The sequence below is a fragment of the Cellvibrio sp. PSBB023 genome (genome assembly GCF_002007605.1).
In the GTDB taxonomy this organism is placed as follows: Bacteria; Pseudomonadota; Gammaproteobacteria; order Pseudomonadales; family Cellvibrionaceae; genus Cellvibrio.
Genome location: NZ_CP019799.1, coordinates 3,744,356 through 3,770,285, shown reverse-complemented (window position 1 = coordinate 3,770,285; position 25,930 = coordinate 3,744,356). Strand labels below are relative to the sequence as shown.

The 25,930-nt window shown below is 46.3% G+C and carries 20 protein-coding genes and 1 pseudogene; 12 read left to right on the top strand and 9 right to left on the bottom strand.

The window, feature by feature from the left end:
- Position 1: 1 nt before the first annotated feature.
- The 4 genes from potC to B0D95_RS16215 all read right to left on the bottom strand — a co-directional run bounded on the left by potC (position 2) and on the right by B0D95_RS16215 (position 3,439).
- Positions 2-769, bottom strand: a complete 768-nt coding sequence (gene potC / locus B0D95_RS16230; RefSeq protein ID WP_078044871.1) for a spermidine/putrescine ABC transporter permease PotC — start codon at positions 767-769, stop codon at positions 2-4.
- Positions 753-1,625, bottom strand: a complete 873-nt coding sequence (gene potB / locus B0D95_RS16225) for a spermidine/putrescine ABC transporter permease PotB (protein WP_078044870.1) — start codon at positions 1,623-1,625, stop codon at positions 753-755. The genes potC and potB overlap by 17 nt, the downstream gene beginning before the upstream one ends.
- Positions 1,615-2,715 (bottom strand): spermidine/putrescine ABC transporter ATP-binding protein PotA, encoded by a 1,101-nt coding sequence (gene potA, locus B0D95_RS16220; RefSeq protein WP_078044869.1) that lies wholly within the window; start codon positions 2,713-2,715, stop codon positions 1,615-1,617. Before potA ends, potB begins: the two co-directional genes overlap by 11 nt.
- Positions 2,716-3,130: 415 nt before the next feature.
- Complete coding sequence (locus B0D95_RS16215; RefSeq protein ID WP_078044868.1) at positions 3,131-3,439, bottom strand: hypothetical protein; 309 nt, start codon at positions 3,437-3,439, stop codon at positions 3,131-3,133.
- Positions 3,440-3,787: 348 nt separating this feature from the next.
- On the opposite strand from B0D95_RS16215, the gene B0D95_RS16210 reads away from it, so the two are divergent.
- Complete coding sequence (locus tag B0D95_RS16210) at positions 3,788-4,111, top strand: hypothetical protein (RefSeq protein WP_149867939.1); 324 nt, start codon at positions 3,788-3,790, stop codon at positions 4,109-4,111.
- Positions 4,112-4,188: 77 nt separating this feature from the next.
- Here the strand turns inward: B0D95_RS16210 and B0D95_RS16205 are convergent, their stop codons facing one another.
- The 3 genes from B0D95_RS16205 to B0D95_RS16195 form a co-directional block, all read right to left on the bottom strand.
- A complete protein-coding gene (locus B0D95_RS16205; protein WP_007639554.1) occupies positions 4,189-4,527 on the bottom strand; it encodes a P-II family nitrogen regulator in 339 nt (112 codons plus the stop codon).
- Positions 4,528-4,706: 179 nt separating this feature from the next.
- Positions 4,707-5,975 (bottom strand): ammonium transporter, encoded by a 1,269-nt coding sequence (locus B0D95_RS16200; RefSeq protein WP_078044866.1) that lies wholly within the window; start codon positions 5,973-5,975, stop codon positions 4,707-4,709.
- Between the two features lie 32 nt (positions 5,976-6,007).
- Positions 6,008-6,346: a P-II family nitrogen regulator gene (locus B0D95_RS16195; RefSeq protein WP_007639550.1), complete on the bottom strand. Its 339-nt coding sequence runs from the start codon at positions 6,344-6,346 to the stop codon at positions 6,008-6,010.
- A gap of 460 nt (positions 6,347-6,806) precedes the next feature.
- Here B0D95_RS16195 and B0D95_RS16190 point away from each other — a divergent pair, with 460 nt between their 5' ends.
- The 6 genes and pseudogenes from B0D95_RS16190 to B0D95_RS16165 all read left to right on the top strand — a co-directional run bounded on the left by B0D95_RS16190 (position 6,807) and on the right by B0D95_RS16165 (position 14,858).
- Positions 6,807-7,031 carry an accessory factor UbiK family protein gene (locus tag B0D95_RS16190; RefSeq protein WP_078044865.1) on the top strand — a complete coding sequence of 75 codons (225 nt, stop codon included), beginning with the start codon at positions 6,807-6,809 and terminating at the stop codon, positions 7,029-7,031.
- Between the two features lie 132 nt (positions 7,032-7,163).
- Positions 7,164-8,309 (top strand): annotated as a pseudogene (locus B0D95_RS16185) (YifB family Mg chelatase-like AAA ATPase); the annotation flags it as partial.
- A gap of 219 nt (positions 8,310-8,528) precedes the next feature.
- Positions 8,529-9,578, top strand: coding sequence for a tyrosine-type recombinase/integrase (locus B0D95_RS16180; RefSeq protein WP_168172470.1), 1,050 nt, complete (start codon positions 8,529-8,531; stop codon positions 9,576-9,578).
- Entirely contained in the window at positions 9,575-11,653 is a 2,079-nt protein-coding gene (locus B0D95_RS16175; protein WP_078044863.1) for a hypothetical protein, read from the top strand. The genes B0D95_RS16180 and B0D95_RS16175 overlap by 4 nt, the downstream gene beginning before the upstream one ends.
- Entirely contained in the window at positions 11,650-14,349 is a 2,700-nt protein-coding gene (locus tag B0D95_RS16170) for a hypothetical protein (protein ID WP_078044862.1), read from the top strand. Before B0D95_RS16175 ends, B0D95_RS16170 begins: the two co-directional genes overlap by 4 nt.
- 2 nt (positions 14,350-14,351) lie before the next feature.
- The gene (locus B0D95_RS16165) at positions 14,352-14,858 is read left to right on the top strand and encodes a hypothetical protein (RefSeq protein ID WP_149867938.1); all 507 of its coding nucleotides are present in this window, start codon (positions 14,352-14,354) and stop codon (positions 14,856-14,858) included.
- Positions 14,859-15,006: 148 nt separating this feature from the next.
- Here the strand turns inward: B0D95_RS16165 and B0D95_RS16160 are convergent, their stop codons facing one another.
- Together B0D95_RS16160 and B0D95_RS16155 are read right to left on the bottom strand one after the other, a co-directional pair.
- Positions 15,007-18,336 carry a UvrD-helicase domain-containing protein gene (locus B0D95_RS16160; protein WP_078044860.1) on the bottom strand — a complete coding sequence of 1,110 codons (3,330 nt, stop codon included), beginning with the start codon at positions 18,334-18,336 and terminating at the stop codon, positions 15,007-15,009.
- Positions 18,337-18,341: 5 nt separating this feature from the next.
- Positions 18,342-19,364, bottom strand: a complete 1,023-nt coding sequence (locus B0D95_RS16155; protein WP_078044858.1) for a hypothetical protein — start codon at positions 19,362-19,364, stop codon at positions 18,342-18,344.
- 84 nt (positions 19,365-19,448) lie between these two features.
- Between B0D95_RS16155 and B0D95_RS16150 the strand changes: the two genes are divergently transcribed.
- The 5 genes from B0D95_RS16150 (at position 19,449) to B0D95_RS16130 (ending at position 25,918) form a co-directional block, all read left to right on the top strand.
- Complete coding sequence (locus B0D95_RS16150; protein WP_078044856.1) at positions 19,449-20,483, top strand: TauD/TfdA family dioxygenase; 1,035 nt, start codon at positions 19,449-19,451, stop codon at positions 20,481-20,483.
- A gap of 126 nt (positions 20,484-20,609) precedes the next feature.
- Positions 20,610-21,887: a hypothetical protein gene (locus tag B0D95_RS16145; RefSeq protein WP_149867936.1), complete on the top strand. Its 1,278-nt coding sequence runs from the start codon at positions 20,610-20,612 to the stop codon at positions 21,885-21,887.
- Positions 21,888-22,512: 625 nt separating this feature from the next.
- Positions 22,513-23,660 (top strand): IS3 family transposase gene (locus tag B0D95_RS16140; protein WP_149867935.1). Its coding sequence is split into 2 segments (ribosomal slippage): positions 22,513-22,756 and positions 22,756-23,660, totalling 1,149 coding nucleotides; the frame shifts between segments, so codons are not numbered across the junction.
- Positions 23,661-23,963: 303 nt separating this feature from the next.
- The gene (locus B0D95_RS16135) at positions 23,964-25,007 is read left to right on the top strand and encodes a type IV toxin-antitoxin system AbiEi family antitoxin (RefSeq protein ID WP_078044854.1); all 1,044 of its coding nucleotides are present in this window, start codon (positions 23,964-23,966) and stop codon (positions 25,005-25,007) included.
- A 422-nt stretch (positions 25,008-25,429) separates the two neighbouring features.
- On the top strand, positions 25,430-25,918 hold the full coding sequence (locus B0D95_RS16130; protein ID WP_246841631.1) for a thermonuclease family protein: 489 nt from the start codon (positions 25,430-25,432) through the stop codon (positions 25,916-25,918).
- The last annotated feature ends 12 nt before the right edge of the window (positions 25,919-25,930 follow it).

Sequence of the window (25,930 nt, the reverse complement as noted above, 5' to 3'; positions counted from 1 at the left end):
CTTATTTATCCTCACGTAAAAGAAGTTGGGAAACAATAACCAGAACCAGAGATACCACAAGCAAGATTGTTGATATCGCATTCACTTCCGGGGATACACCCACACGCACCATGGAGTAAACCTTGAGCGGTAATATTTCATAACCGGGCCCGGTGACAAATGCGCTGACAATCACGTCATCCAATGACAGGGTAAAACTCAACAGCCAACCTGCTGCTACTGCCGGTAATGCCAAGGGCAGGATAATCTTCCAGAAAATCCTGCTTTCACTGGCACCCAAATCGCGCGCCGCTTCCAGCATTTTCATGTCAAAGCCTTTGAGGCGCGAATAAACCGCCACTATGACAAACGGCAAACAAAAGGTGATGTGCCCGATGACCAGGGAGACAAAACCCAGTTTGATGCCCAGCGCCATAAAAACAATCAGCAGTGAAATCGCCATGACTATCTCGGGCGTCAGCATGCTCACGAACACCATCGACGACAGCAACGCCTTGCCTTTGAACTGATAGCGATGTAATGCCACAGCAGCAAGCGTGCCAATAATTGTCGCGACTGTTGCTGCCACAATGGAAACGGTCAGCGAATTCAGTGCAGCGGTCATTAAACCATCGTTATTCCAGAACTTCTCATACCATTTGAAGGTAAAGCCGCCCCATTTAATGCCGTACTTGGATGCATTAAATGAGTTCACGACCAGCACCAAAATGGGGATATAAATCAGGGTCAGGATCAGCCCCATAAAACCCCATCTAAAAATCGGAGCCATTGAGTCCTCCTTGTTTGTTCACAAAGCGCGCTGCACGGAAATAGAGCCACAGCATAAAGCCGAGCAGCACGATCAGGATGACACTGAACGCCGAGCCAAAGGGCCAATCGCGAGTGTGCAGGAACTGGGTTTTAATCACGTTACCCAGCAGCAGGTTCTTGGCGCCGCCGAGCAAGTCAGAGATGTAGAACATGCCCATCGCTGGCAAGAGCACCATCAGGCAACCTGCCACAATACCGGGCGATGTCAGGGGTACAGTAATGTGCCAAAAGCGGCTGAGCGGGCCAGCACCCAAATCTTTTGCCGCGTGGTGCAAGCGCACATCGAGCTTTTCCAGGGCCGAATAGAGCGGCAGCACCATAAACGGCAGCAGGATGTACACCAGCCCCAAAATCACGGCAAATTGGGTATAGAGCAATTGGATTGGCTTATCGATAAAACCGACCGCAATCAGGGATTTATTGATAATGCCCTGATTGCCCAAAATAAACTGGATAGCGTAGGTGCGCACCAGCGAGTTGGTCCAGAACGGCAGGATCACCAGAAACAAAATGACCGGCTGCCAGCGCTTGGGCAGGCTCACAATCGCCATGGCAAAAGGGTAGCCAATCAGCAGGCACACAATCATCGCCAACAAGGACATGCGCAGCGAATCCCACAGGACTTTTAAATACAGGAAATCCAGGGTGCGGACATAGCTGTCAACATTTACCGGCAAACTCACCGTCGCCTGTGGATCGCGCGTCAGGAAACTGGTGAAAATCACCAGCAAGTTAGGGAAAAAGACAAACAGCGTCAGCCAGACACTGGCGAGGCCAATTGCCCAAAAACGAAATTGGCTGACACTAGACTTCATAAGGCAACACCACTTCCCAACCTGGCACCCATTTAATGGCTACCTTCTGGTTCAAGCTGTAGTCGAATGAGGGATCATCTTCATCGAAGAATTCACTGGCGATCACTTCAATGCCGGAGGGCAGGCGAATCAGGGAATCCAGGGTTTTACCCTTGTAGTTGCGTTCAACCACAGTGCCAACCAAATACTGGTCGGGGTGCGGGTCGTCGATGTATTCCACGCGCACATCTTCCGGGCGCAACAAGACATTCACTTTGTCGCCCACCTTGAAGTTATGCTCAGCGTGCAAGCGCCACTTCAAGCCTTCTACTTTTACTTCGTATTCATGGTTGCCATCGACTTCGACGATGACACCATCAAGCTGATTAATTTCACCAATGAATTTGGCCACAAATAAATTGGCTGGCTGCTCATAAATTTCACGCGGTGTGCCCAATTGCTGCACCTTGCCCTTGTTCATGACCACAACGCGATCAGACATGGACAAGGCCTCTTCCTGATCGTGGGTCACGTACACAAAGGTAATGCCGAGCTTACGCTGCAAGCGCTTGAGTTCGATTTGCATCTGCTGGCGCAATTTGTAGTCCAGCGCAGAGAGGGATTCATCCAGCAGCAATAATTTGGGGCGATTCACCACCGCGCGCGCAATAGCCACACGCTGTTGCTGGCCACCGGACAGTTGCGCCGGTTTACGCTCGGCAAAATCCCCCAGGCGCACCATTTCCAGCGCTTCAGTAACACGGGGTTTGATTTCGTCTTTGGCAACGCCGCTCATGCGCAAACCAAAAGCGACATTATCGAATACCGTCATGTGGGGGAATAATGCATAACTCTGGAACACGGTATTGATGGGGCGTTTTTCAGCAGGCATTACACCAATATCCTGCCCATCCAGCGTGATCACACCTGTGTCTGTATCTTCAAGACCGGCGATCATGCGCAGCACGGTGGTTTTACCGCAGCCAGAAGGACCTAGCAGCGTAAAAAACTCGCCGTCAAAAATAGTGAGATCGAAGTTATCGAGAACCCGATTACTGCCATAGGTCTTAGACAGATTATTGAGAATCAGCAGGGGGCGCGGATCATTCACCTAGACAGTGCTCCTCTAGTTATTTCACAAAAGCCGTACATGCACACAGGCCGGAGTAATGAACAAACCAGGGACAAATAACCCACAAACGCAGGCGAACGCTCTGAACTCGTCAGGACATAACCTCGTTGCCGGGCAAGCGCCCCAGGTTTACTCGAAAATGTTCGTTCTTTTGCGCCGCTTTGGAATGGTGCGATTGGCACAGGATCACAGTAAACCTTGCAACGATTTAAGGGTGTGGAGCCTACGCAAAAGACAGGCCATTCTACTCAATCAAACAGTTAAAAATCCAGCATTCGCGCGCCTAAAAACTGATCGCCGCCACAGCCCTTTCACACAGCGGCGCACAGCCTAAATCACACATAAAGCCCCAAAAACAAATCGGCCCCATAATGGGGCCGATTTGTGATGCAAACTAGATAGGACGACCACCGTAATCCGGGGTCGGCTTTTTCGGTGGATCGGCGGTGACATTCGCCGGAACCTCATTGATTTTGCCGCCGCGCGCCAGGAAAGCAGCGATTTGCGCCTCCAGTTCATCGCGCGCTTTTTGCCGCGATGCGATGCTGAAATCTTCCAGAGCTTCGGTCTCTGCCACTTTGGTTTTAGCGGCATAACTGACTTCATCGCTTTCAAGCGCCTCCTCTACGTCATCGGCGTCCTCTTCCCCGTCCACGCCTGTTTCATCTAATTCTTCGTCGGTAATGGGGTCTTCATCAGTCATAATGTCACCTGAAAACTTGTACAATGGAATTCTTGGTTGTTGTAGTCGCTATGTCAGCCAGGCTGCATTCACTGACAACACGGCTAATTTATAGCGCAGACTTATTTAAACGTCATGATGATTTGCGATGAATTTTTAGGCTTTTTTTGTCTTACCATCACCAATCGCGGCGGATTTTAGTTATTAACCCTGAGCAAGTCTAGCACCGCCAGAAGCGCCTGAAAAAAATAGCCAGGGATCATTACAAACGCTGTGCAACTTCTGCTCAACCCATGTATCAAACCAGCCGGATTTGCGCGCAGCCACATCCATAATTTGAGAATTTTTTACCCACAGTTGTCGAGCCTTATGAACCCAAAACGCTTAGTAAAACACTTCCCCGAAATCGCCGCCTTGCCAGAAGCCGAACAGCGCGCACTGCTGGATAAAGCCTATAAAGATGTTTTTAGTACAGAAAACAAAATGCGCAATTGGCGCAGCAACTTAATCAGTGCCGCAATTATGACTTGTCTGTGTATTGCCTTTGTTCTGGTGCTGCGCCCACTGCTTGGCATGTCGCAACAGACCAGCGCATTGTTACTGATGCTGGTGGCCTTGCCGGTATATTTTTTCATCCAGCAGCGCCGTTTTATTCAGCAACTGCGCACCAGCTTGCAAAAATTTTTGTCTTAGGGGCATAGAGAGTTGCCATAAAAAAACGCCACACGAAGTGGCGTTTTTTTTACAGACGGGTGTTTAGTGAAAAATCATTAAACAGCGTCTGAACCCGTTTCACCGGTACGAATGCGAATAATCTCATCCAGTGGTGCGATAAAGATTTTACCATCGCCGATTTTTCCGGTTTGTGCTGCTTTGGTAATGGCTTCTACCGCTTGCTCAACCATGGAATCGTCTACGGCCAATTCGATTTTTACTTTTGGTAGAAAATCCACCACATATTCAGCACCGCGGTAAAGTTCAGTGTGGCCTTTTTGACGGCCAAAGCCTTTTACTTCGGTGACCGTCATACCCTGCACGCCCACGTCGGACAATGCAGTGCGCACGTCGTCGAGCTTAAAAGGTTTTACGACAGCTGTAATCAATTTCATTATTAAATCCTTTGCTGGAGTTTTGCGAATGCTGATGCCGGAACAGCGGGAGTATGACTTGCTCCTGCCCAGCGGCTTATGGCTAAAGATACACCCAAGCTTTACCGATCAACAACAACTTTATAGCAGATCAAATTGCAGCGACGATCAGCCTTGGGCCTGATCGTCGCTATTGCGCATTATTTGCTACGAGTAAACTCAGGGTATGCTTCCATGCCGCACTCGGCAATGTCCACACCTTCAAACTCGTCTTCTTCAGATACGCGGATGCCCATCACCAGTTTAATCACATACCACACTACCAGACTGGCTACGAATACCCAGATAAAGATGGTGGCTGCACCGATCAACTGGCCAAGGAACGTGGTGCCTTCGGCAGTGAATGGAACCACCAACAGACCAAACAGACCAGCAGCACCGTGAACAGAAATCGCACCTACCGGGTCATCAATACGCAGTTTGTCCAGACCGAGGATGGAGAACACCACCAACACACCGGCAACCACACCGATAATTACAGAAGCCAAGGCGCTCGGGGTATCAGGGCTTGCAGTGATAGCAACCAGACCGGCCAGGGCACCGTTGAGGATCATGGTCAAGTCAGCCTTGCCGAACAACAAGCGAGCCACAACCAGCGCACCCAACAAACCACCAGCAGCAGCCGCGTTGGTATTGAGGAATACCATAGCAACAGAATTGGCATTGGCGATATCGCCCAGTTTCAATACCGAACCACCGTTGAAGCCGAACCAACCCATCCACAGAATCAACATACCCAGTGTTGCCAATGGCAGGTTTGCACCGGTAATAGCGTTGATTTCGCCGTTCGGGCCGTATTTGCCTTTACGCGCACCCAGCAACAGCACACCCGCAAGAGCAGCCGCCGCACCTGCCATGTGCACAATGCCTGAACCAGCAAAGTCTTTAAAGCCAGCATCGCCCAGACTGAAGAAACCAAACACATCTTTGCCACCCCAAGTCCATGAGCCTTCCAGTGGGTAGATGAAACCAGTCATAACGACGGCGAACAACAGGAATGCCCACAATTTCATACGCTCAGCCACGGCACCGGAAACGATCGACATACAGGTCGCTGCAAACACTACCTGGAAGAAGAAGTCAGATGCACCGGAATAGATTGAACCGCCGGTGAAACCGTCTTCGCGCTCTGCGAAACTTTTCAGGGTTTCGTCGACATTCACATCCGCGATGCCAGTCAGGAAGAAGGTGTTGTCGTACATGATGGCGTAACCACAGATCAAGTACATGGTACAGGCTGTTGCATAGAGCACGACGTTTTTGGTCAGAATCTCGGTGGTGTTTTTAGCGCGCACCAAACCTGATTCGAGCATGGCGAAACCCGCCGCCATCCACATCACCAGAGCACCGCATATCAAGAAGTAAAAGGTGTCCAGCGCGTACTGGAGGTGAAAAATATTCTCTTCCATTGGTTGTTCCCCGTTTCGTTTATTAAAGTGAATTACAACGCTTGGTCGCCGGTTTCGCCGGTGCGAATACGCACCACCTGCTCCAAACTGGATACAAAGATTTTGCCGTCGCCAATCTTGGAACTGTTTGCTGCTTTGCTGATCGCTTCAACCACTGCATCGGTCTCGGCGTCTGAAACGGCAATTTCCACTTTGGTTTTGGGCAAAAAGTCGACTACGTATTCCGCGCCACGATAAAGCTCTGAATGGCCTTTCTGGCGACCGAAGCCTTTGACTTCAGTCACGGTCATGCCATGCACGCCGATATCGGACAGGGCTTCACGCACTACATCCAGCTTGAACGGCTTGATGATTGCTGTTACCAATTTCATTTACTGCACTCCTGAAAAAATCCCCGCACCGGAGGGTGCGGGCAACACCGGAAATACTGCCCAAGTAAAGATTTGCCGCTGTATGCGCCAAAGCGGCGCTTACCCTTTGCCAAAACCCGCCTGGCCAGATTGGCGACCTCTACTCGCGTCAACTGCTCGGGATCGGTTTTGCATAGAGCAGGCCAATTTCATAATTTCCTTACAAAACAAATAGATAAAAGCTTTAACTTATCCAGCATTCGGAAAAAAAACCCTTCCCCGAAAGCAGTCGCACCAACTTGGAGCGGCTGCGCAAATATCAAGCACCAATAACGCACACAAAGAAAAGATTGGCGCCAAACAGGGAATTGAACGCCAGAATGACAGTCATGGCGATGCGCCATAAAAAGGGAAAAAAGGTACACTGTGCAGCCCAAAAACCGGGGCTTACCGACGACACAGCCGTCCAGTGGAGAACGCTATGCTGAAAGATCTGGCGCAACGCCTGTTTGAAGAACTGCAACAACAACTGCCCAATGGCAGCGAAAGCCTGCCCCAGCGTGAGTTGCACATCGCCTTGCAAGCGGCACTGGCACGCTTGGATCTGGTGACCCGCGAGGAGTTTGATGCCCAAACGGCTGTGCTCTTGCGCACACGGCAGAAACTGGAAGCGCTGGAACGGCAATTGGCGCAGCTTGAATCCTGAAAGTGTGGCCTGTGCCAATTGTGCTAAGCGCCACGCTTGTTTTATAGTCCAACCCGCTGTAATCCAGTAGCGGCCACAATGACCGCTACTTATTCATGAGATTTACCCCAAGACTTACCACAAGGATTGTTCATGTCTCTCGCCATAGTCTATTCACGTGCAAAATTAGGTATTAGTGCGCCGCCAGTCACCGTAGAAGTCCATATCTCCAATGGGTTGCCGGGTTTATCCATCGTCGGCCTGCCCGAAACGGCAGTGAAGGAAAGTAAAGACCGGGTGCGCAGTGCCCTTATCAATAGCCACCTCGAATTTCCCGCCCAGCGCATCACCGTCAACCTCGCCCCGGCCGATTTACCCAAAGAAGGCGGCCGCTACGACTTGCCTATCGCCCTCGGCATACTGGCTGCGTCGGGGCAAATTCCACTGGAGCCGCTGGAACGCTGTGAATTTTTGGGCGAGCTCGCGCTATCCGGTGAATTGCGGCCAGTAAGTGCGGCACTGCCAGCCGCATTGGCAACCGGCGATGCGCAACGGGATTTGATTATCAGCCGCGACAATGCCAATGAAGCCGCCTTCAGCAGCATTACGCGCGTTTTTGGTGCAGAGAATTTATTACAAGTCTGTGCCCACCTCCACGGTCGCGAGCCCTTAACCCGCGCCGAGGCAGTACGCGACCAACCCGATAGTCTGTTGCGCGCACTGGACATCCTTGATGTCAAAGGGCAATCGCAGGCAAAACGGGCACTGGAAATCGCTGCCAGCGGCGGCCACAACCTCCTGTTCTACGGCCCGCCCGGCACCGGCAAAACCATGCTCGCCAGCCGCTTGCCCGGCATTTTGCCGCGTCTGAATGAGCGCGAGATGCTCGATGTCGCCGCCATTTATTCCGTCGCAGCACAAAGCAAGGATTACCACTGGCAGCAGCGCCCCTTTCGCGCACCGCACCATACAGCCTCCGCGATTGCGCTGGTAGGCGGTGGCTCAAACCCCAAGCCGGGCGAGATCTCCCTCGCCCATGCCGGGGTGTTATTTTTGGATGAATTGCCCGAATTTTCGCGACAGGTGCTGGAAGTGCTGCGCGAACCGCTGGAAAGCGGCGAGGTGCGCATTTCCCGCGCGCGCAGCCAGGCGTGCTTCCCCGCACGCTTCCAGTTAGTCGCGGCCATGAATCCTTGTCCCTGTGGTTATCACGGCAGTGATGCCAATCGCTGCCGCTGCACCCCGGATCAGGTAAAACGCTACCGCGATAAAATTTCCGGGCCGCTGTTGGATCGCATTTTTTCGTTATGTACATTTAATATAGGAAAAATGTTGCCCCAAGTGGCATGATCGCCGAACCACATGTTCGAGATGACCGCAATGCCTGCTAAAGTGCGAAAGCTGTCCAATTTCCAATACCGGGAACATCAATTCCATGACTTGTACGTAATCGTAGATGAAGCAGGGTCTCCTCCGATCCTGCCTCTACTCTACACAACCCATCTATGCCGGTACGGAATGACACTTGACTACAAGGTTCAGCAAGATGAAAGAAGCGACACGCGCATGGGCACATACGTTGAGAGGGAAGTAGAACTCACCACTATTAGAGCGTACATCTATAACTTAGCCAAATTTTTAAGTTATCTCGAAGCAACGAAGGCAACTCACAACACTCCAGGGATGCATGCTTCATCAAGTTGCAGCGAGAAAGTCGTCAATTTCTACCTCAATGAAATCCTTAGCGATGAGCTCACTAAAGCTGCGTCCATTGAAGCTCATCGATCCGCATTAGTTGCATACTACAACTGGCTTGATTCGGTCGGATTAAAATCCCGCTTAAGCTTACGAACTTATCGAACCACACGGCAAATAGTGGCAGAAAAAAGCGATAGGCAACAATACATCCAATATGTAACAAAAAGTGGAAGAAACAAGTTATTAGCGGCCTGCACTACTATTAGCGAAAAGCTGATGATGCGCATGGGTTACGAAGTGGGGTTAAGAACTGCTGAGCTCGTTGGACTACGACTATCGGGCAAAGGAGGATTGGCTGAACTCTTCCCAAAATTGGATAACGCAAAATTCGATCACCACGATGAATTTTCCTACTTATTAAAGGGCAAGTATACAAAAGGGAAAACATCTCGCTGGATTTATCTGAGTCGCGATTTGCTTTTAGAAATGCGACGATATGTGGAGAGTGAGCGTGCGGCAATTTTAAAAATGGCAAATCGTACAGAAGATTGCTTTTTTGTTAGAAGAGATCCTGGGAACGTAGGAATGCCAATTGGGCGCGAACAAGCTTCACGCGTTTTTAGAAAGAGGGCGATGATTGCCGGCCTCAACAAACTGTTAAGTTTTCATGATCTCCGTCACACCTTCGCAACTGAGCTATTCCACTATGAGATTACGCGAAATTTCGGACGGGAGACACGCTCTGAGTCGGCAGCGCTTATTGTTGTTGCTCAACGACTTGGGCATAAATTTACAAAGGACGGCCACGCTCCTGCAACTACTACACGCTACATCCGCATGAGACTTCAAATGCTGGAGCTCGAACTATGACGGAACGTGGTAATAACAAAAATGATCAAGTCGAAACGCCGCAGTTTTGCCACTCTGATGAAACCGCTTTTGATAACGTATTCGCTAAGCAATCAGAAATTGACGATCATGATCTATCGGAAGTATTTAGCATATTAGCTGCTCAGGTTAATAGGTTAACCAAGCTAACATCGACGAATCCAGATCATCAGATTATTTACAGAGCAATATCTTCTTCGCTGCATACCACTTGGTTTAACGAACTAAAGCAAAACACACAGACCACCTTTTTGGCAAGAGTTCGCTTTTTCATAAACTGGATGAACGAAATTGATGTAAACCGCAAAAAGGAACACAGATATGAGTGTATAGATGACTACGGTGCGTTTAGGATAAGCGTTGCAGGAGTTAAAAATACAGACTCTGCAACGATAAAAAATTTGCTGAAACATGGGATGAACGCTGCATCGCTATTACAAGATGATTTACTATATATTCGAAATCTCATAAAGGTCACAAAAAAAAATATTCGATCTGCCGCGGAAAGCTACACCATGTCGGATTGGTTTTCCATCACATGGCTACGCGAAGTATTAGGAGAAGCAAAATATCTACAGCTGGAAAGCCCTTCTCGCCTTTTTCTCAGTTTCCGCATAACTATAGCAACGACACTACAGTATCTTCTTGAGGCTCGGGAGCAATGGTATGAAAAGATTGACGAGGCACCGATCAAGGAGAACATTCAGAAGTGGCACGCGAAATGGGGACTCAATCTTTTAAAAAAAATCGGCAGCCTGAAATCGGACGGAACCCCAGACGATGTACTAACAAAATGTCTATGGCTGGACTTAGTAAGTCCTTCTGGTCAAGATCGCCTTAAAGAGAAAATCTATTCTCAAGGGCTGGAAAATTTGTCAAATGTTCGGGAATATTTTCTCCGCCCCCTTCTGTTTGATGAAAACTACCACCATCGCTATTCCCTTATAGAAGAGCGTTTAGCTGCTTGGTTAATAGCATGCGAAACCATCCAGCCTTCAGACGTCCAAAAAATCAAAACGACTCACTATGCCATGGAATATAACTCCAATGGGCGACTTTTGTTTATGCAATGTAATTACTACAAAGGACGTTCTGGTGATTTCAAATATCCTAAGATATTGATGGCCTCAGACTGTTGGACAAAAGCTATACACAAATATATTAGCGGACTCGAGAGTGGAGCTTCGCTGTTTCAGACCAACATCAATTCTGGAATAAATATTCCTACACTAGACATGACGTCAACTGGGTATTCAATTTTTCATTTCTTTTTTAACCTTTGGAGCTCCGAAGATCTGCAGAAAAGAATTTATAGCGCACTCGATCACGGTAAAGCCCAACCTATATTTCTCGAAGCAATCCTTAGCCTTAGGAAGGGGAGTAAAAGTTCAGAATCATTCCGGCGAGAAAGTGGAGCTACCCGTAGAGTATATGAAGCAAATGTTCCAAGACCATTGCCATCCTACCTTTTCAAATTAACGCATATCAAAACATCAGCTGTCCACGCAGGGTCGGATATGTACAGGGATTCGGATTTAATAAATCACCATTCTCATTCTTCTAATACAGAAAAGCAGCATTATCTAACGGATGCAAACAAGGATTGGGTCAATCGATGCGGGAGAATCACGCGACTCGTTTTGTACAGTTTGCAAAACGTTGTTTACCGTCCTTCGGTTGAAAACATTACAAAAATGGTTACTGAGTACGATGCAAAAACCGAAGTCATCAAACCTAATTATATTAGTGCCACTCATCCGGGAGCGACTGATGACTTATCTTTAGCTAGCTATGATGAATATGACACCATCATCGTAACAGACACGGTCAATAGCGCTTTATATTTCATTCATTATCTCAATCAGACGGAAAAATTCATTGAGCAACTATTACGATCAAGACCGGATTTCGTGGAGCGTATACTTCTGCCCAAAGTTGAATGGATGAGTCGAACACTCAATAGGATGGTAAGTGCGAAGGCCGCCACCGAACAGTACCATAACTATGCAGAACACCTCCCATCATTATTTAGTTATCTTTTTGAGAGCAAAGAATGAAACGGAAGCCTCACATCAACATTAGCTTTGATAAGGGTGATGCCCAAGCGAAACTTAATGCAGCAAAAGGATCAGTTGAAAATAATTTCGATGAAAATCTGTGGACATTTCATTGTATCAACGGGGAAATAATTCGCATTAATTTTAATACGCTTCTCTCATTTAAGGAAAGTTATTCAACATGGTACGAGGCCCTAAGCTTCGATCTGATTACCGTTAGCAAGCTAATGTGGATTGAATCTTGTACAGTAGCGATTTCAGCTTATCAATCCACTTTCTCTGGCATTGAATACTTATGGGCGGCGCTTGCCAGAAATAATCAACACCAACTCACCCAAAACAATTTGGAGAGCGTAATTGCATTTTACCTGCTGTATAGCTACCAAAACGGAACGGAAGTAAAGCGTTTAAACTTATATTCAGCTGTTCGCTTTCAGAGCCTTTTCAAACTGGATGATTGGATCTACACATTCCGTCTTTTCAACATCAAAAATATTATAGTCGGTGTAACATTCCATTTAGTTACCAAAACTCTAAAGACAGTTATTCCTGCTTTAACAAATGATGAATTGACATATGCGGATTGGAGGGCCGGGGGAAGCTTCAACAGGTTAACGCTCGATTTCGGACAGTATTATATCGAGCACTGCATGCTTTTTTTTGAAGAACATATAGCACTAGCAACCGCGATTTCTTCTACCTACAATGCAGTGGAAGGATTTGCATTGGAGTTGCAGCGAGATAAATCAAAAGTTTTGCTCTGGACTACGTACTTGCTAACCGGCAAGTCAACGAAAGAGATAACCTCCTTTGTAAATCGATATGGCGCGCAAACTAGTGAGACGACTATTGCTGAGCTAAGGATTTTGGTCACACTTCATTTTCAAAAAATTTACTGCTCCGAAACATTTTTGTCAAAATGCCTCCAGGAAAGTACCATTGTCCAGATCTGTGATTACTTGAAGCTTAACCAGAAACAGGAAAATATTGATCGACTCCGCGTGATTATCTGGACATGGTTAAAACATCAAGATGAAGCAGAGACCATCTCTCTTCTGACAAATACCGCCCCACCGATATCGTTTACATCCTTTTCCGAAATTCTGAACGCCCTGTATGAGGCGCATAAAAACATGCAATTCAACATCCCGCAACAGAGAGACTATGAACGATTCGGTTTAACAGAAAAAAATTCTTATGATAGTAATAATAAATTTCCACGCCAGCTCGTAAGACTCGTTGAACAGGCAGGATTGACCAGTCTCGTTGCATTGAATGGCTGGCGAAGAAGCGAGTTCGGGTTTTCGATATCCAATGTGAAAGGGTTTGATAATGAGGACTTGCTTGACCAATACGCGTTCCCCATTAGATATCAGGTCCACTGGTTTGTCTTCAAAACAAACGGCAGAATACCTCTGTCTCGCGAGATTACATTTCATGCAAACATCCTAATTCATAGAATGCGGTCACTGACAAATGCGAGTAGCGATAGTCCCTGCTTGTTCCGCGCTAACTCTGTGAGAAAACGCGTTGATGACTCGAGTGTTCCCGTACAAAATGGAGTTATTGGACTATGGGTTCACTATGTCCAAAACTATGGACCCTTTAAAAATATCAGAGACAAAGCAATCTGGGATCGTATTGCTGACAAAATCGCGACCAAGTCGGCACTCAGCAAAACCGATTTGAATGAATATGCTAGATTGAAAGCTTTAAGGTCTGCTTACGAATGGGAAAAGATGATTTTTTCTCATAATCTGCAAGACGCGTATCGTATTTGCACAGATCAGCTCGCAAGAGTAGCGTTCTTCTTTACGGATGCCACGGATCTAGAAAAGAAAGATTGGCTTTTACGATACAAATCAAAATCACTTAGTGAAAATTTTACAAAGCTGATTGATCTTCACGTGAGTGAAGAAACCAAGGCGTGGATACAAACTTTATCAGAACAAGATTGCAAGCTCGCTTCAGTGGTAAGAGTGGTATCGGAAGAAATACTTGAGGGTTGCTTGTATCCAACACCTCACGCATTTCGGCATATTTGGGTGGAAGGAGTTTATCGTAGCAATGATGGCGACGTCGGATGGATTGTTCGTAGTCAGTTCAAGCACATTTCTAGATCTGAATGGCTCGCATATGTTCGCAATAAAGATCATAGAGCTATTCATCAGGTAGCCAAAGAAAATGTGATCAGTTCTCTGGTGCATAATTATTTGGAAAATGCCGGGGAGGGTTACTCTGGTTACTTGCATACATGGCTGCGCAGATTGTCAAAAAGCACCCTAGTTATGACACCCGAGGAAAAAATTCAATTTGCAGAGAAAATTGCCACAGTTGAGATCCTTGATATTAAAGCTAACCCGTGGGGGTATTGTCTTCTAAAACGCCGCACGCAATCTAAAGCCAAATGTGCTGTATCCGCAGTTCCCCAACGACACAATGCGTCCCCTGACTTATGCTTGGGATGCATTCATAATCTGATGCAATCTGAACACATTGATTGGCTACTCCTTCATATAGCGTCCCATGTTGAGACTCTGAAAAATCCAATTGTTCCTCCAATTTTTAAAAGCGCCTCATATGAATTAGTTAATTTAGCCGCAAAGCACATTACTACACTTGATCCGCACCACGGAGTCGTGCCAGAACTTCATCAAGCGCTTGAGAGTTACGTTTTGGGAAATTTGAAAACATGATAATGAAATATTTCGATGACAAGGCACGAGTAAATTCTCAGCTATCACCCGCTTTTCCATCTTGGGTGTCTGGTGACAATGCCAGCTTGGAAGCCTGGAAGATTACTGAATCGCTTAAAAAGGAACGAACAGCTTACATCAACAGACATCGTAAAATATCGGACTTTGAACTAAAAAAGACCTATCAAATAAAGCCATCTGAAATTGCTCGGTTGACAGGGATCACTAGGCCTACGTTAATGCATACATCTTCGTATTCAAAAGGATTTTCCGATTATTTAGCCGCAGTTAATCGGGAACTTGCTGAGTTGAAGGATAGGCAAATTTCAAATGCAGGAAAAAAATCTCCTCGGGGTTCAATTAGAAGCAATAAGGACGATTTACTGCATGCCAATGTAGAACTTCGAAAAGCCTTATCGGAGATGGAGAATAAAAACATCGAGAATTTGGTGCGGCATGCATTTGACCAATTACCTTTACCAATTAAACGTAAGCTGGGGATCGATTGATATTCTGCGCATACAAACGTTGCTCTAAGTCATTCGATAACTCTTGCGCACTTCAGAACTAGACTACCTAGGATTGGTATCTTTGTTCAATATATGAGTGTTAAAAGTAAGGCTGAAACAATTCAATCCCTTTCATACAACTGAAAACTCAAAAAGGTGAGGAAGGGCAAATGGTAGCCATATCACACCGCGAACAATGATGACTTACTGTAGGAGTGTTGTCGCCCGCAGCCAATCGTATCGCCGCCTTATAAGACTTAGTCTGCTCAATTCTCTTAGCACCAAGTACTTCACCTACCTTTTCCGATAAGACGTGGTGCAGGGATACCGTAACTGGCCCAGGCAAACTGAGACCATTCACTAGAGGCTTTAAAATTGTGGTCAAATCAGAAATGCCACGCCTAGAAAATCTTACAATGACGTATTCTATGCCGTAAGAACCTTTGATTGTAAATCCCCACGGCATTTGTAATGTAATCCCACCTATAACGGCTGATGGCTGAGTAAAGACGCCTCCGCGCTTCCATAATGAAGCTACCTGCACCTTGCCACGCGTCAGAGCATAATTAGCATCGTTCCATAGCGGAGGATCTTCTTCCATAGTTGGCAGCTTGCGGGCCTTCCATGCATCCTGTAGAGAAATTTCAGCAGAACTCGACGCACCAGATGCATATGCTTTTAAGGCATCCATCACAGCCCATCTGGCTCGCCAGGAGGCATCAATTTCCGACTCGCTTTGCAAACCAAGTACGCGCGAGTACCAGTAATAGAGCGAGCACATCGCGTAACTGTAAAAGTCCTCAAACGCCATTGAATTTTGCGGCAAGAATGCACCTACTGAGGCTGTTTTTATTCGTTTAATGGTAGGGCCTGTGTATTCGTAAGCGTTATACATTCTTGGGAAATGATTCAGCTGAGGTGCCGTTGAGTTTTGAAATTGAGTGTCCTGATAAAGATACAAATGTCGCCTTGCCCTTGATACTGCCACATATAATAGATTGTTACGCTCTACTGCCGATTCATACTTATACTCTTCAAGGCTACTGCCAAGCACTTCAGGTGGGACGATGTCCAAAATACCTTCAGGACTCCAACCAGGCTCCTGCCCTCCGTAGCTTTCGGAATTAACAAATCCGAGATGCACCGCATCAAATTCCAATCCTTTACTACCATGCACAGACATGACGCGGACCCCATCAAGGGCCGCTGCTTCGGGGGGCAGCTCTCGCTGTCCCTGCACGTCATTAATCCGCTGACGCAGTCGCTGCCGTAGGAGGTAACGTGACAGCCGCGCTTCTTTCATCTCTCCATGACCGTTTCGCACTCCATAAGCGAATTGCCATAACGCAATACGCTTCACCCACGCGCGAACGCTCGTATCAGCAGCAAGAGGAAGACCAAAACGCTTTTCAAGTAGAAGTTCACATACAAATGTCCAAGGGTTCGACCCATGATTAAAATTGCCAATAAGACTCCTAAGATTCGAAATCACCGACAACCCAATAGAGCTCAAACCAGGCGGAAATGAGTGAAGCCAGCGGCCACGCTGGTACGCGACGTCGTCTTCAGCGGCTTTCAATAAAATATTAATGTCGGCCAATGGCATGCTCAAACCCGGAATTCCGCATAGTCCGACCAATGACTTAGGGCGGCGTTCCACTAACAGCTGCATAAGGCATAGTAGCTGCTTTACTTCGACTCTCGAAGTGAGGTCACCAATGTATACGACAGGAATGCCATCGCGCTCAAGTAGCTCAGCAGCACGCTCTACGTCACTGTTGCGCCGACAAAGAACAGCTTGACGTCCATATGAAACTCCCTGCCTCTGAAGCGCATGAATTTGCTGAAACATCGCCCCCAAAATTGCGTCATTCTCACCGCAGCTAATTACGACGGGCTTTTCGCCAGCCCGACCATTGGTTGCGATTGCCTCATCTAGCGGCAACGACGCTTCAAGCACATGACTGCGACCTATCTGCTTAGTGAGGTCAACAATTTCTTGAGAACTGCGCCGGTTATAAGTCAGCGGATAACGTTGAATGTCCATTCCACCGGAATGAGCCTTAAATTCGATATCAAATTTAAGCAAGCTCTTTAGCGACGCACCTCGCCAATGATGAATAGCTTGGCGAACATCACCCACCACCCAAATGGATTTTCCATATGCGAGCTGTCGAAGCATTTCCACCATTGCTTGCGTGACGTCTTGATATTCATCGACCAAAACATACTGAAATCGATCCGCTAACTCTAAAAAAGGAGACCGATCTTCTTTGAGTGCCACTGCCGGCTTCGAGATTAGGTCAACAAAGTCCACCGCCCTGTTCTCAGCAAGCAATATTTCGTGCAACTCGAAAAGAGTTGCTACATCCAAACGCTTCTGTTGCAACTCCTGATCGTCCGCAATGTGTTCCTGAACGAAACATCTGTATGCGGCTGGAGTTATCAACTCTTCCTTAAGCCTAGTAATCCCATCTAAGACGGGAGCAAGCCATTCATATGGATCTTCCACTCGCAAAAAGTAATTGAGTCTCACTCGAGGTAAGCCTGCCACAAGACGCGTCATTGAGGCCATCAGATCAGAAACATGTAGCTCCGCTTCCAACCCAAAGTATTGATGATATTTTCTTAAAAATTCGAGGCCGAAAGAGTGAAATGTACCAGCCCAAATTTCAGAGGCAGCATTTATTCCCACATTTCGTAGACGCTCAACCAGTTCAAACGCAGCCTTATTAGTAAAAGTTAATACGAGAATCTGGTTTGGGTGTACACGCTTTTCTTCCACCAAATATTTCACTCGGTGAATAAGGGTTGTTGTCTTCCCGGTCCCCGGGCCAGCCACAACGTTAGCAGCACGAGCTTCAGTTCGCGCTGCGTTCACTTGATCAGAACTAGGATCATGTAGCCGACTCGTTGACGATATTGTGTCGGGTAGCAGTAAGGCATCAAGCAACTGCTGACGGACGAACTCTAGCGGTATACCCAGATTCTCTGCGATTTCAGTTGGCCCTAATCCTGCTAGTGCAAGGTGGCGTGCAAGGTCTCGCGGTAAAAGTAACTCTCGGGCAAAAACATTAGCTTGCAACTCCTGCCTCTCACGCGCGCCGTAAGCTTCTACCTTGAGAACAGCTGGAGTCCCAGCACTCCCGAGCAAAGTACGTAGGTGAGCTACAGTTTTTTCTGGCTTGGCTGCGTCAAGGAAATAATGCCCCAGCTCATGAGCAACCAGTCCACAGAACCTGTCGCTCCATTGATCAATTTCCTTACTGACATAAATGAACATCTGCTTGCGATCAAGTACGGCGGTTGCGCCACCCAAATCGGGATAAGTAGGCGCGACTTGCTCGATAGCAATGTTTAGGATCGATTCAATTTTGAGTAGTAAATCTTTCGCGGGAATTGTGGTATGGGCAAGGATTGGCTCCAGCTTCGCTCTAGCTAAATGGGCTTCGTCGCGAGCGCGCTGGAATGGATTCATTCTGATTAAATACCAAGGTCTAGTAGAGTTTTTGTTTGTTCTGCAGAAAGACCGAGCGATTTAACTGCAACAGCCCAAGAAACAGCATTCGTAGCAAGCTCTGGTTTTCCATCTTCAGCCTTGAATGCAGGCACCAGCCTGTAGTCGAACGAGCGCCGGAAGAATGTGGAAAGTAAAGATTCGGGGGCCTCGAAAATACCAGCAAGCTTTCTAATTAAAGTTTTCGGCGCGCGAACAGTACCCGCAAGCACGCTAGATAAAAGAGGCGTAGCAAATGGGGGAAGGTCTAATTTAGGCAACAGCGGGCGGATTGCGGCACCCTTAAAATTAGAAATCCTTTGTTCAAGAGATACCAACAATGCCTGCATTTCAAGTCCGTGCGCCACACACAAAACTGAGAGCTCCGAAACAGATTTTCCATACTCCTTTGCTGCTGAGCGAATTCGAACAGCGTGACCAGGATCAAGACGAAGCATAACTTGCTCGGAACTGGAACTTTGCCATTTAAGAAGCTCGTTATTTAGCAAATCGAACAGCGCTGTCGAACTAGCATACAGAGACCTGTCTATGAAATCCTCAAACCCAAAGACAGCAAATCTTCGCGACATTTCTGCAAAACTTGCATTTTCAGACTCTGCAAGCAAATTGAGATGCACTTTCAATTCTGCCGGCAATGTTACCCCAACGGTATGTTGGCGAGTCTTTGATTGAAATCGCTCAGACGGTACTGAGTCAAACTTGCCTAAATCTTTGCTCGAAGAAGTTTCGTTCATTTGTAATGCCAAATATTCGAGAGTAGGCGTTGTGAGGCATGCAAGCTCAATAAGAGCCAGTCGAATTGCTTCGTACGCAGAGCCTGCGGATGTCGTACGTTTTCCAATGCCGGGGACCTCAAAAGCGCAGGAGATATAGCCCTCAACCTGATATTCAAGTCGAGCCCCCCGGAGACTTTGAGCCAATGTATCCGAGAGCCGAGGCAATAACGCTTGCCCTTGAGCAAGTTCTAAAGGGTCAAGCGTTGGGTTCATCTGTATCCTCAGTAATTATAGCGCTCGCTTTCTTGACACCAGTGTAGTCGTATATCAATAATGTATCAACTAGAGGATAATCTCATGACTGCACCAAAGCTGGCGGCGGCTGTCAGGGCCGCTATAGCAGCCTGGAAGCAGGCTACGACGTTTGACCAACGAAAGGCTGAAATTGACAATCCCGCAGAGTTGGGCTCGAAATTAGCCCAAGAAGTTGAAATAGAACTGAGTAAAACTGGTGAAAACACCATGATCATGCGACGGGACGCCCTTGCGGCTCCTTATGTTCATTTATCTAGCGTGTTTCAACCAACTGACCTTTCTGACACTCCTGAGGATTTTATACCCGTACCTGATACTGACGGTACGATATTAGGTCGCGCTGCTACGCTTGCCGTTCACGAGTTTCTCGGGATGGAGACTATTTCTTATGCGTCAGAAAATGATGGCGAACTCTTTGTAAATCTCAGTGCCCAGAGAGGTAATGGTAAAAAGGCAAAGAAGTCGCAGAGTTCGTTGCGAGGTCACACGGACGCAGTTAGTTTTCCGTTCAAAGGGGAACTGGATGCCTCCAACCCGCGAATTGCGCCATCCCCAGACATTGTAACGCTAGTCGGCTTGCGCAATCCTAAATTTGTGCCCACAACAGTGATGATACTTGAAGATGTGCTCGCTAAACTTTCTCCACATGACATCCAGGAATTAAAGAAGGACCAATACTCAGCCCTGTCGCAACATACTTTCGTTGAAGGCATGAAACATATACTTGGGGAGGTACATACGGCTATCGACGTCCCAGTTCTGAAAGACAACGTATCAGGAACGCTTGTTCGCTATAGCCACAGCTCTGTTTTACCCACAGAGCCAGGCGGGGCTGCCGAAAGCGCTTCGGAGAACTTCGAGACTGCCTGCAACGAGGCTTCCATATCCGTGACAATTGAACCTGGTGATATTCTTCTAGTGAGTAACCGCTTTTGCCTTCATGGTCGCGGTGTTGTTGGCGGAGATGTAGGGGGCGAATCGCGATGGATTTTGCGCACATATGCACTAGACACATCAGACCTAGAAGAGAACCAGCGGCACCTTGGTAACTATCCACGCCATGTGCTTTTTCCTTAAAAATTTAATGTACTCTTGATCAAATCGAAAAGACCTTTACGAAGCCCATTGGCTAACAGGTAGGGAACTTTTTATCATGAGCGCTTAATCGTAATAAAAATAATTATGCCAATTCTATCGAGACGAGTGATTCAACGCCTTATCAACGAAAATATCGGCTCCATACCTAAAGAAGCTCTAGCAGGATTAATAGCCAAACTAAATACCGGAAATATAGAGTCACTACATACTGTGTGGGAACTCGTTGTAATAAATCTTCTATCAAAAAACGGAACAGTCAATTACGAAGCAAACCATGGAGGCACCTCTCGCCCCGACATACACTTTAAAAGCTGTGAATTTGAGATGGTTTCCGATGTTACATGCATCAGCGACCAAGACAGCATCAACAACAACGATATTGATTATTTTATAAAAGAATTTTTAGCAGTCGCACAAAAGTCAGGAATACATACTCTTGCCGGTTTTAATTTCCAATTTGACGGATCACATGAATGGCGTAAGAAGGTAAAATTAAAGCTGCCCACAAAACAGAACACCCGTAAGTTTATAGAGAGCAAATTCAAATCATTCATTTTAGATGTTTCTCAACAACCAAGAGTTCGTCAACAAATAAAGATTACAGATAATGATGTCGTAATTTCAGCAGATTACACCCCGGATAAAGAAACTTTTTCAATGGGCTATCCGGTCTTTACTCAAGCACCTACGCATCAAAATAACGTACTATATAATCGGTTAAATACGAAACGAGATCAGCTAAAAAAATCAGGATTCAACGGAGTCAAAGGTGTCTTTATTTGTGATGCTGACTGTGCCATTTTCGGAAAAAAGAAAGACGAATACAGCAGCTATGGAATGACGTCAATAATAAATAATTTCCTGAGAGGGCAAGAGACCATTAGCTTCGTCTTTATGCTTCATGTAGCTGAACGAAGTGAAAACATATTTTTACCCGATGTAAGTCGCAACTTTGAGTTAAATGTTTTTTCCAAACAAGCTTGCCATCCAGAAATAGTCAATTTAGCTAAAAGATTAAACGAATCAATAAAAGAATTTTCGAAGCCAGAACGCAACGCTAAAAATGCATTAAATCGCCTGAAAGCTGGAAAATCTATTCCCGGATCAGATTTTTATGGGGGATATAAAATGACAGAAAAGACAATTAGAGTTTCTTTACGCACTGTATTACGCTTAATTAGCGGTGAGCTAACCCATGAAGAATTTTTACGCGATCATGGAAATATGGGGCACTTTTTATTAAATAAGATAATTTCTGGGCGCCCTTTAGAATCGCTTAATATTATTAAAGAGAAAGACAGAGATGATGATTGGCTGGAGTTTTCCTTTGGGGAAAATCTAGATCCGGCGGTTAATCGATATCTTTTGAGCGGGTTAGATTAACGATTTATTTCCATTTCAGCGTGTCTTTATGTCGCTACTTTTGAACACTGACTAATAGAGTCTTGATATTCGGCGGCATCCTGGCGAATTTTGTCGAGTTTTTCAGAGTAGTTATACTCTTTGAATTCAACTTTGTCGGCAATATTAAAGTTTTCCAACCCTAAATATGTGGCCGCTTGATTAACCCCTTTTGTGAATTTATTTGTGATGTCATTAGGAGCATGTGTCGTTTACAGCATAAGTTGTCCAAAATTTACGGCATAAGTTGTCCTGTTCTTGCTAGCAAAGACTGGCAGTAAGTTGCTAGCATAATTTGACACTTTTTAACTTGTTGATTAATAAGGAACAATTAACACTAAGTGTAAGTTTGAGTAGTTAATCCCTTCACTCTTCGTTGTTTCGTTCGCGGGTTAAAACTTAGTGTCGTTTACAGCATAAGTTGTCTGTAGGTGATTTATGTTCTTGTTGGTAAGGTCTGGCAGCGTTTTACCAGCGCAATTTAAAACCCTCTAACCTTTTGATTAATCAAGAAAAATAGAGCATTAGCTTTGGTCCGCACACTGGACTTCCCAGATTTCACTAGACACCCAAAAGCCTCATAATCTAACTCCAAGATGAGGTGTCTATGTCAGGCAAACGATTTACTGAAGAATTCAAGAAAGAAGCTATCAAGCAGATTATCGAGCGGGGGTATTCTGTTGCGGAAGTGGCTGAACGGCTCGGGACCACCACCCATAGCCTCTATGCCTGGCTAAAGAAATACAACGAACCCCAACCCCGCATAGCCGCTCAAGTAGATGAACAAGCCGAAATTGCCCGCCTTAAAGCAGAGCTCAGGCGAGTTACCGAGGAGCGCGACATTTTAAAAAAGGCCGCCGCGTACTTTGCAAGGGAGCACGAATAAAGTACGCCTTTATTCGCGCCCACATCAAGGTACATTCGGTACGCTTGATGTGCCATGTTTTAAAGCTTCATCCCAGTGGCTACTACGCGTGGCTAAAAAATCCAGCATCAAAACGCGAGCAAGAAGATCAGCGGTTACTGGCGTTAATTAAAGAGCACTATTTAGCAAGTGGTGGTACTTACGGTAGTCCGTGGATACACAAGGATTTGCGTGAATCGGGTGAGACATGCAGTGTGCATCGTGTAGCTAAAATTATGCGGAAATACCGGATAAAAGCACAGATTGGCTATAAACGGCGTTACATCAAAGGAAGCAAAACCGCCAAGGTGGCCGCCAACTTGTTGAACCGGAACTTTAGTCCTGACGCGCCCAATGTTTCGTGGGTTAGTGACATTACTTACGTGAGAACCTACGAAGGGTTTTTGTACGTAGCAACGGTACTGGATCTATTTTCTCGGCGCATCGTTGGTTGGTCTATGGGAAAAAATATTGATCGCCATTTGGTAATTGATGCACTGCTCATGGCAAAACTACGGCGTCAGCCAAGAGATGCTGTACTCATCCACAGCGATCAAGGCAGTCAGTACGGAAGTCACGATTACACGGCTTTTATGGAAGCTAACAATTTCATTCCGTCGATGAGTCGCAGAGGAAACTGTCACGACAACGCGGTTGCTGAGAGTTTTTTTGCAACATTTAAGAAGCGCGTAACCCGCAGAAAGATTTACAACACGAGGGAAGAAGCCAAAACAGAAATATTTAATTTTATTGAGATGTTCTACAATCCGGTAAAACGCCATTCCCATAACGGCGGGCTATCTCCAGTTAAATACGAAGAGGCGTTTTTTCAGAGGCTCGAAAGTGTCTAGTAAAGTATGGGAAGTCCACACGGTAACATTGCATTCATCATTGTCTAAGTTTTCAGTCTGATAGTTAGAGTGGTTTGATAGCTTTGTGTGAATACCTAAGTCATAAGTAGTAGTTTCCGCTTAGGAAGCTACAGGGTATTAACCATATCGGCACCACAAGTCACTATAACCCCCCCGCACAAACAAACCGCACCAGCACCACACGTGCACAATACCTAAGTTCACTTGTTCACAATACTACATTGTTCACGAGTCGTGAACAATGTAGTATTGTGAACAACAACCCCTCGATGGTAATAGGTCATGAATCAAGAGAGCACTGGACACAGAGCAGCCCGAGCACTGGGCGAGCGACTACCGATGCGGTGCAAGTTCGTAGAAGGGACTAATCGGGAAGAAGACAGGCTTGAGCTGCTGGAAGGTGAGATGCTTAATGCAGCGATAAGTTTGCGATGCGTTACCCTCATGCACTTGAGACCACCCCATATTGAACATATCGCCGCACAGCTTGGTTCATTTCCAGATGGCGGGATTTTACTGACGAACTACGCTAATCCAAGCATCTTTAAGGCACTAACATCAAAAGGCATTAATTTTTTTGACCTTTCCGGCAACTGTCGGATACACACTGCTGGATTTTATTTCACCGTTGAGGGCCTGAAACCGGTAAAAGAAGATAAACCAACTGGTAACAAAGCTTTTGAGCTTGCTGGAATGAAGCTGATACTTGCGCTATTGAGCGGTATGGCGCCTATTACGGCGTCTTATCGCGATTTGGCGCAGGCAGCTGGCATTTCATTGGGTACGGTTGGTCCCGCGCTTGACGGGCTTGATGGAGCCGGATTTATCATGCACAGGGATAAGCCTGCCATCCGTAAGTTAATCAACAAGAAAAAGTTACTTGAACGATGGGTTGAGACTTACACCGAAAAAATCAAGCCAAAACTATTTGTCGGTAATTATGAGACGGATAACTATTACTTATGGAAAGAAATCAACCTGGCTGATTACGGCGGGTATTGGGGCGGGGAGATAGGTGCAGAGATTTTAACAAACTACATTAAGCCACAAGTGTTTACGATTTACATTAACGCGGAGAAGCGCGGTAAGCTCTTTGCTGCTGCAAGAATCCGTAAGGCCGACCTGATGGGTAATAATCAACGCACCACGATAGCGGTTTACGAAAAGTTCGGCCCCGACTATCCGGCTTTTTCAAGTTACCCGCTTGATGTAGTCAATCCAATAATTGTTTATGCCGACCTAATTGGGACGCATGATTCTCGCAACCTTGATGTGGCTCAGGACTTATATGACAACAGACTTGATCAATTTATCTCAGAAGATTAGAGATCCAGGAATTGTGGAGACCTACCGCAGTGTCCATGTATGTGCGGAAGCGCTCTCAAGTTGATCGTCGTCACTCCAGCGAGTGTCCACGACCGTTATAGCAATTAAATTACCCAGTACAGCATTAACAGTACGGAATTCGGAAAGGTTGAATGTAACTTTCACTATAGTGCTCCTAGATTTAATTGAATAAACCGAAGGAGCTAAGGCCAGCCCTAGCGGGGAGGATTAGACTCCCCGATGCGTGGTAAGATGAGCACCGCAAAGATAATAGCAAAACACACAGAAATCAAACCCAATCGGCCTTGGCTATCATTAGGGAGAATGATGAAATACCTGAGTAATATGAAGTAATTGACATATTATTATACCTGTACCATGTTTAGCCCCAGACTAAGCCCCCAAACGGAACCATGGAAGCAATGAATGCACTTCGCACCATCCTCACCCCACTTGTAGTTGCACTTCTCTATCTATCGCCCTCCATTCAAGCCGCAAACCTGTATGGAAAGGTTGTCGGTATCAGCGATGGCGACACGATTACAATTCTTACTAAAGACAAGCAAAGTATAAAAATTCGCCTTGTGGAAATTGATGCCCCTGAAAAAGATCAACCTTGGGGGCAAAAATCAAAACAAGCACTTTCAGACCTTGTATTTTCACTCAACGTCACCGTCGATTCGACAGGTAGTGACAGATACGGTAGAACGCTTGGAACGGTTTTTCTGAGCAACATTAATATTAATAAACACATGGTGGAAAGCGGCAACGCCTGGGCCTACACACAATATGTACGAGATCAAAACTATTTTGAACTACAAAAGAGCGCAAAATCAAAACATCTCGGTTTGTGGTCATTAAGCAAGGATCAAACAATTGCTCCATGGGAATGGAGAAAGAATAAAAAGTAGTATTGAAGGTCA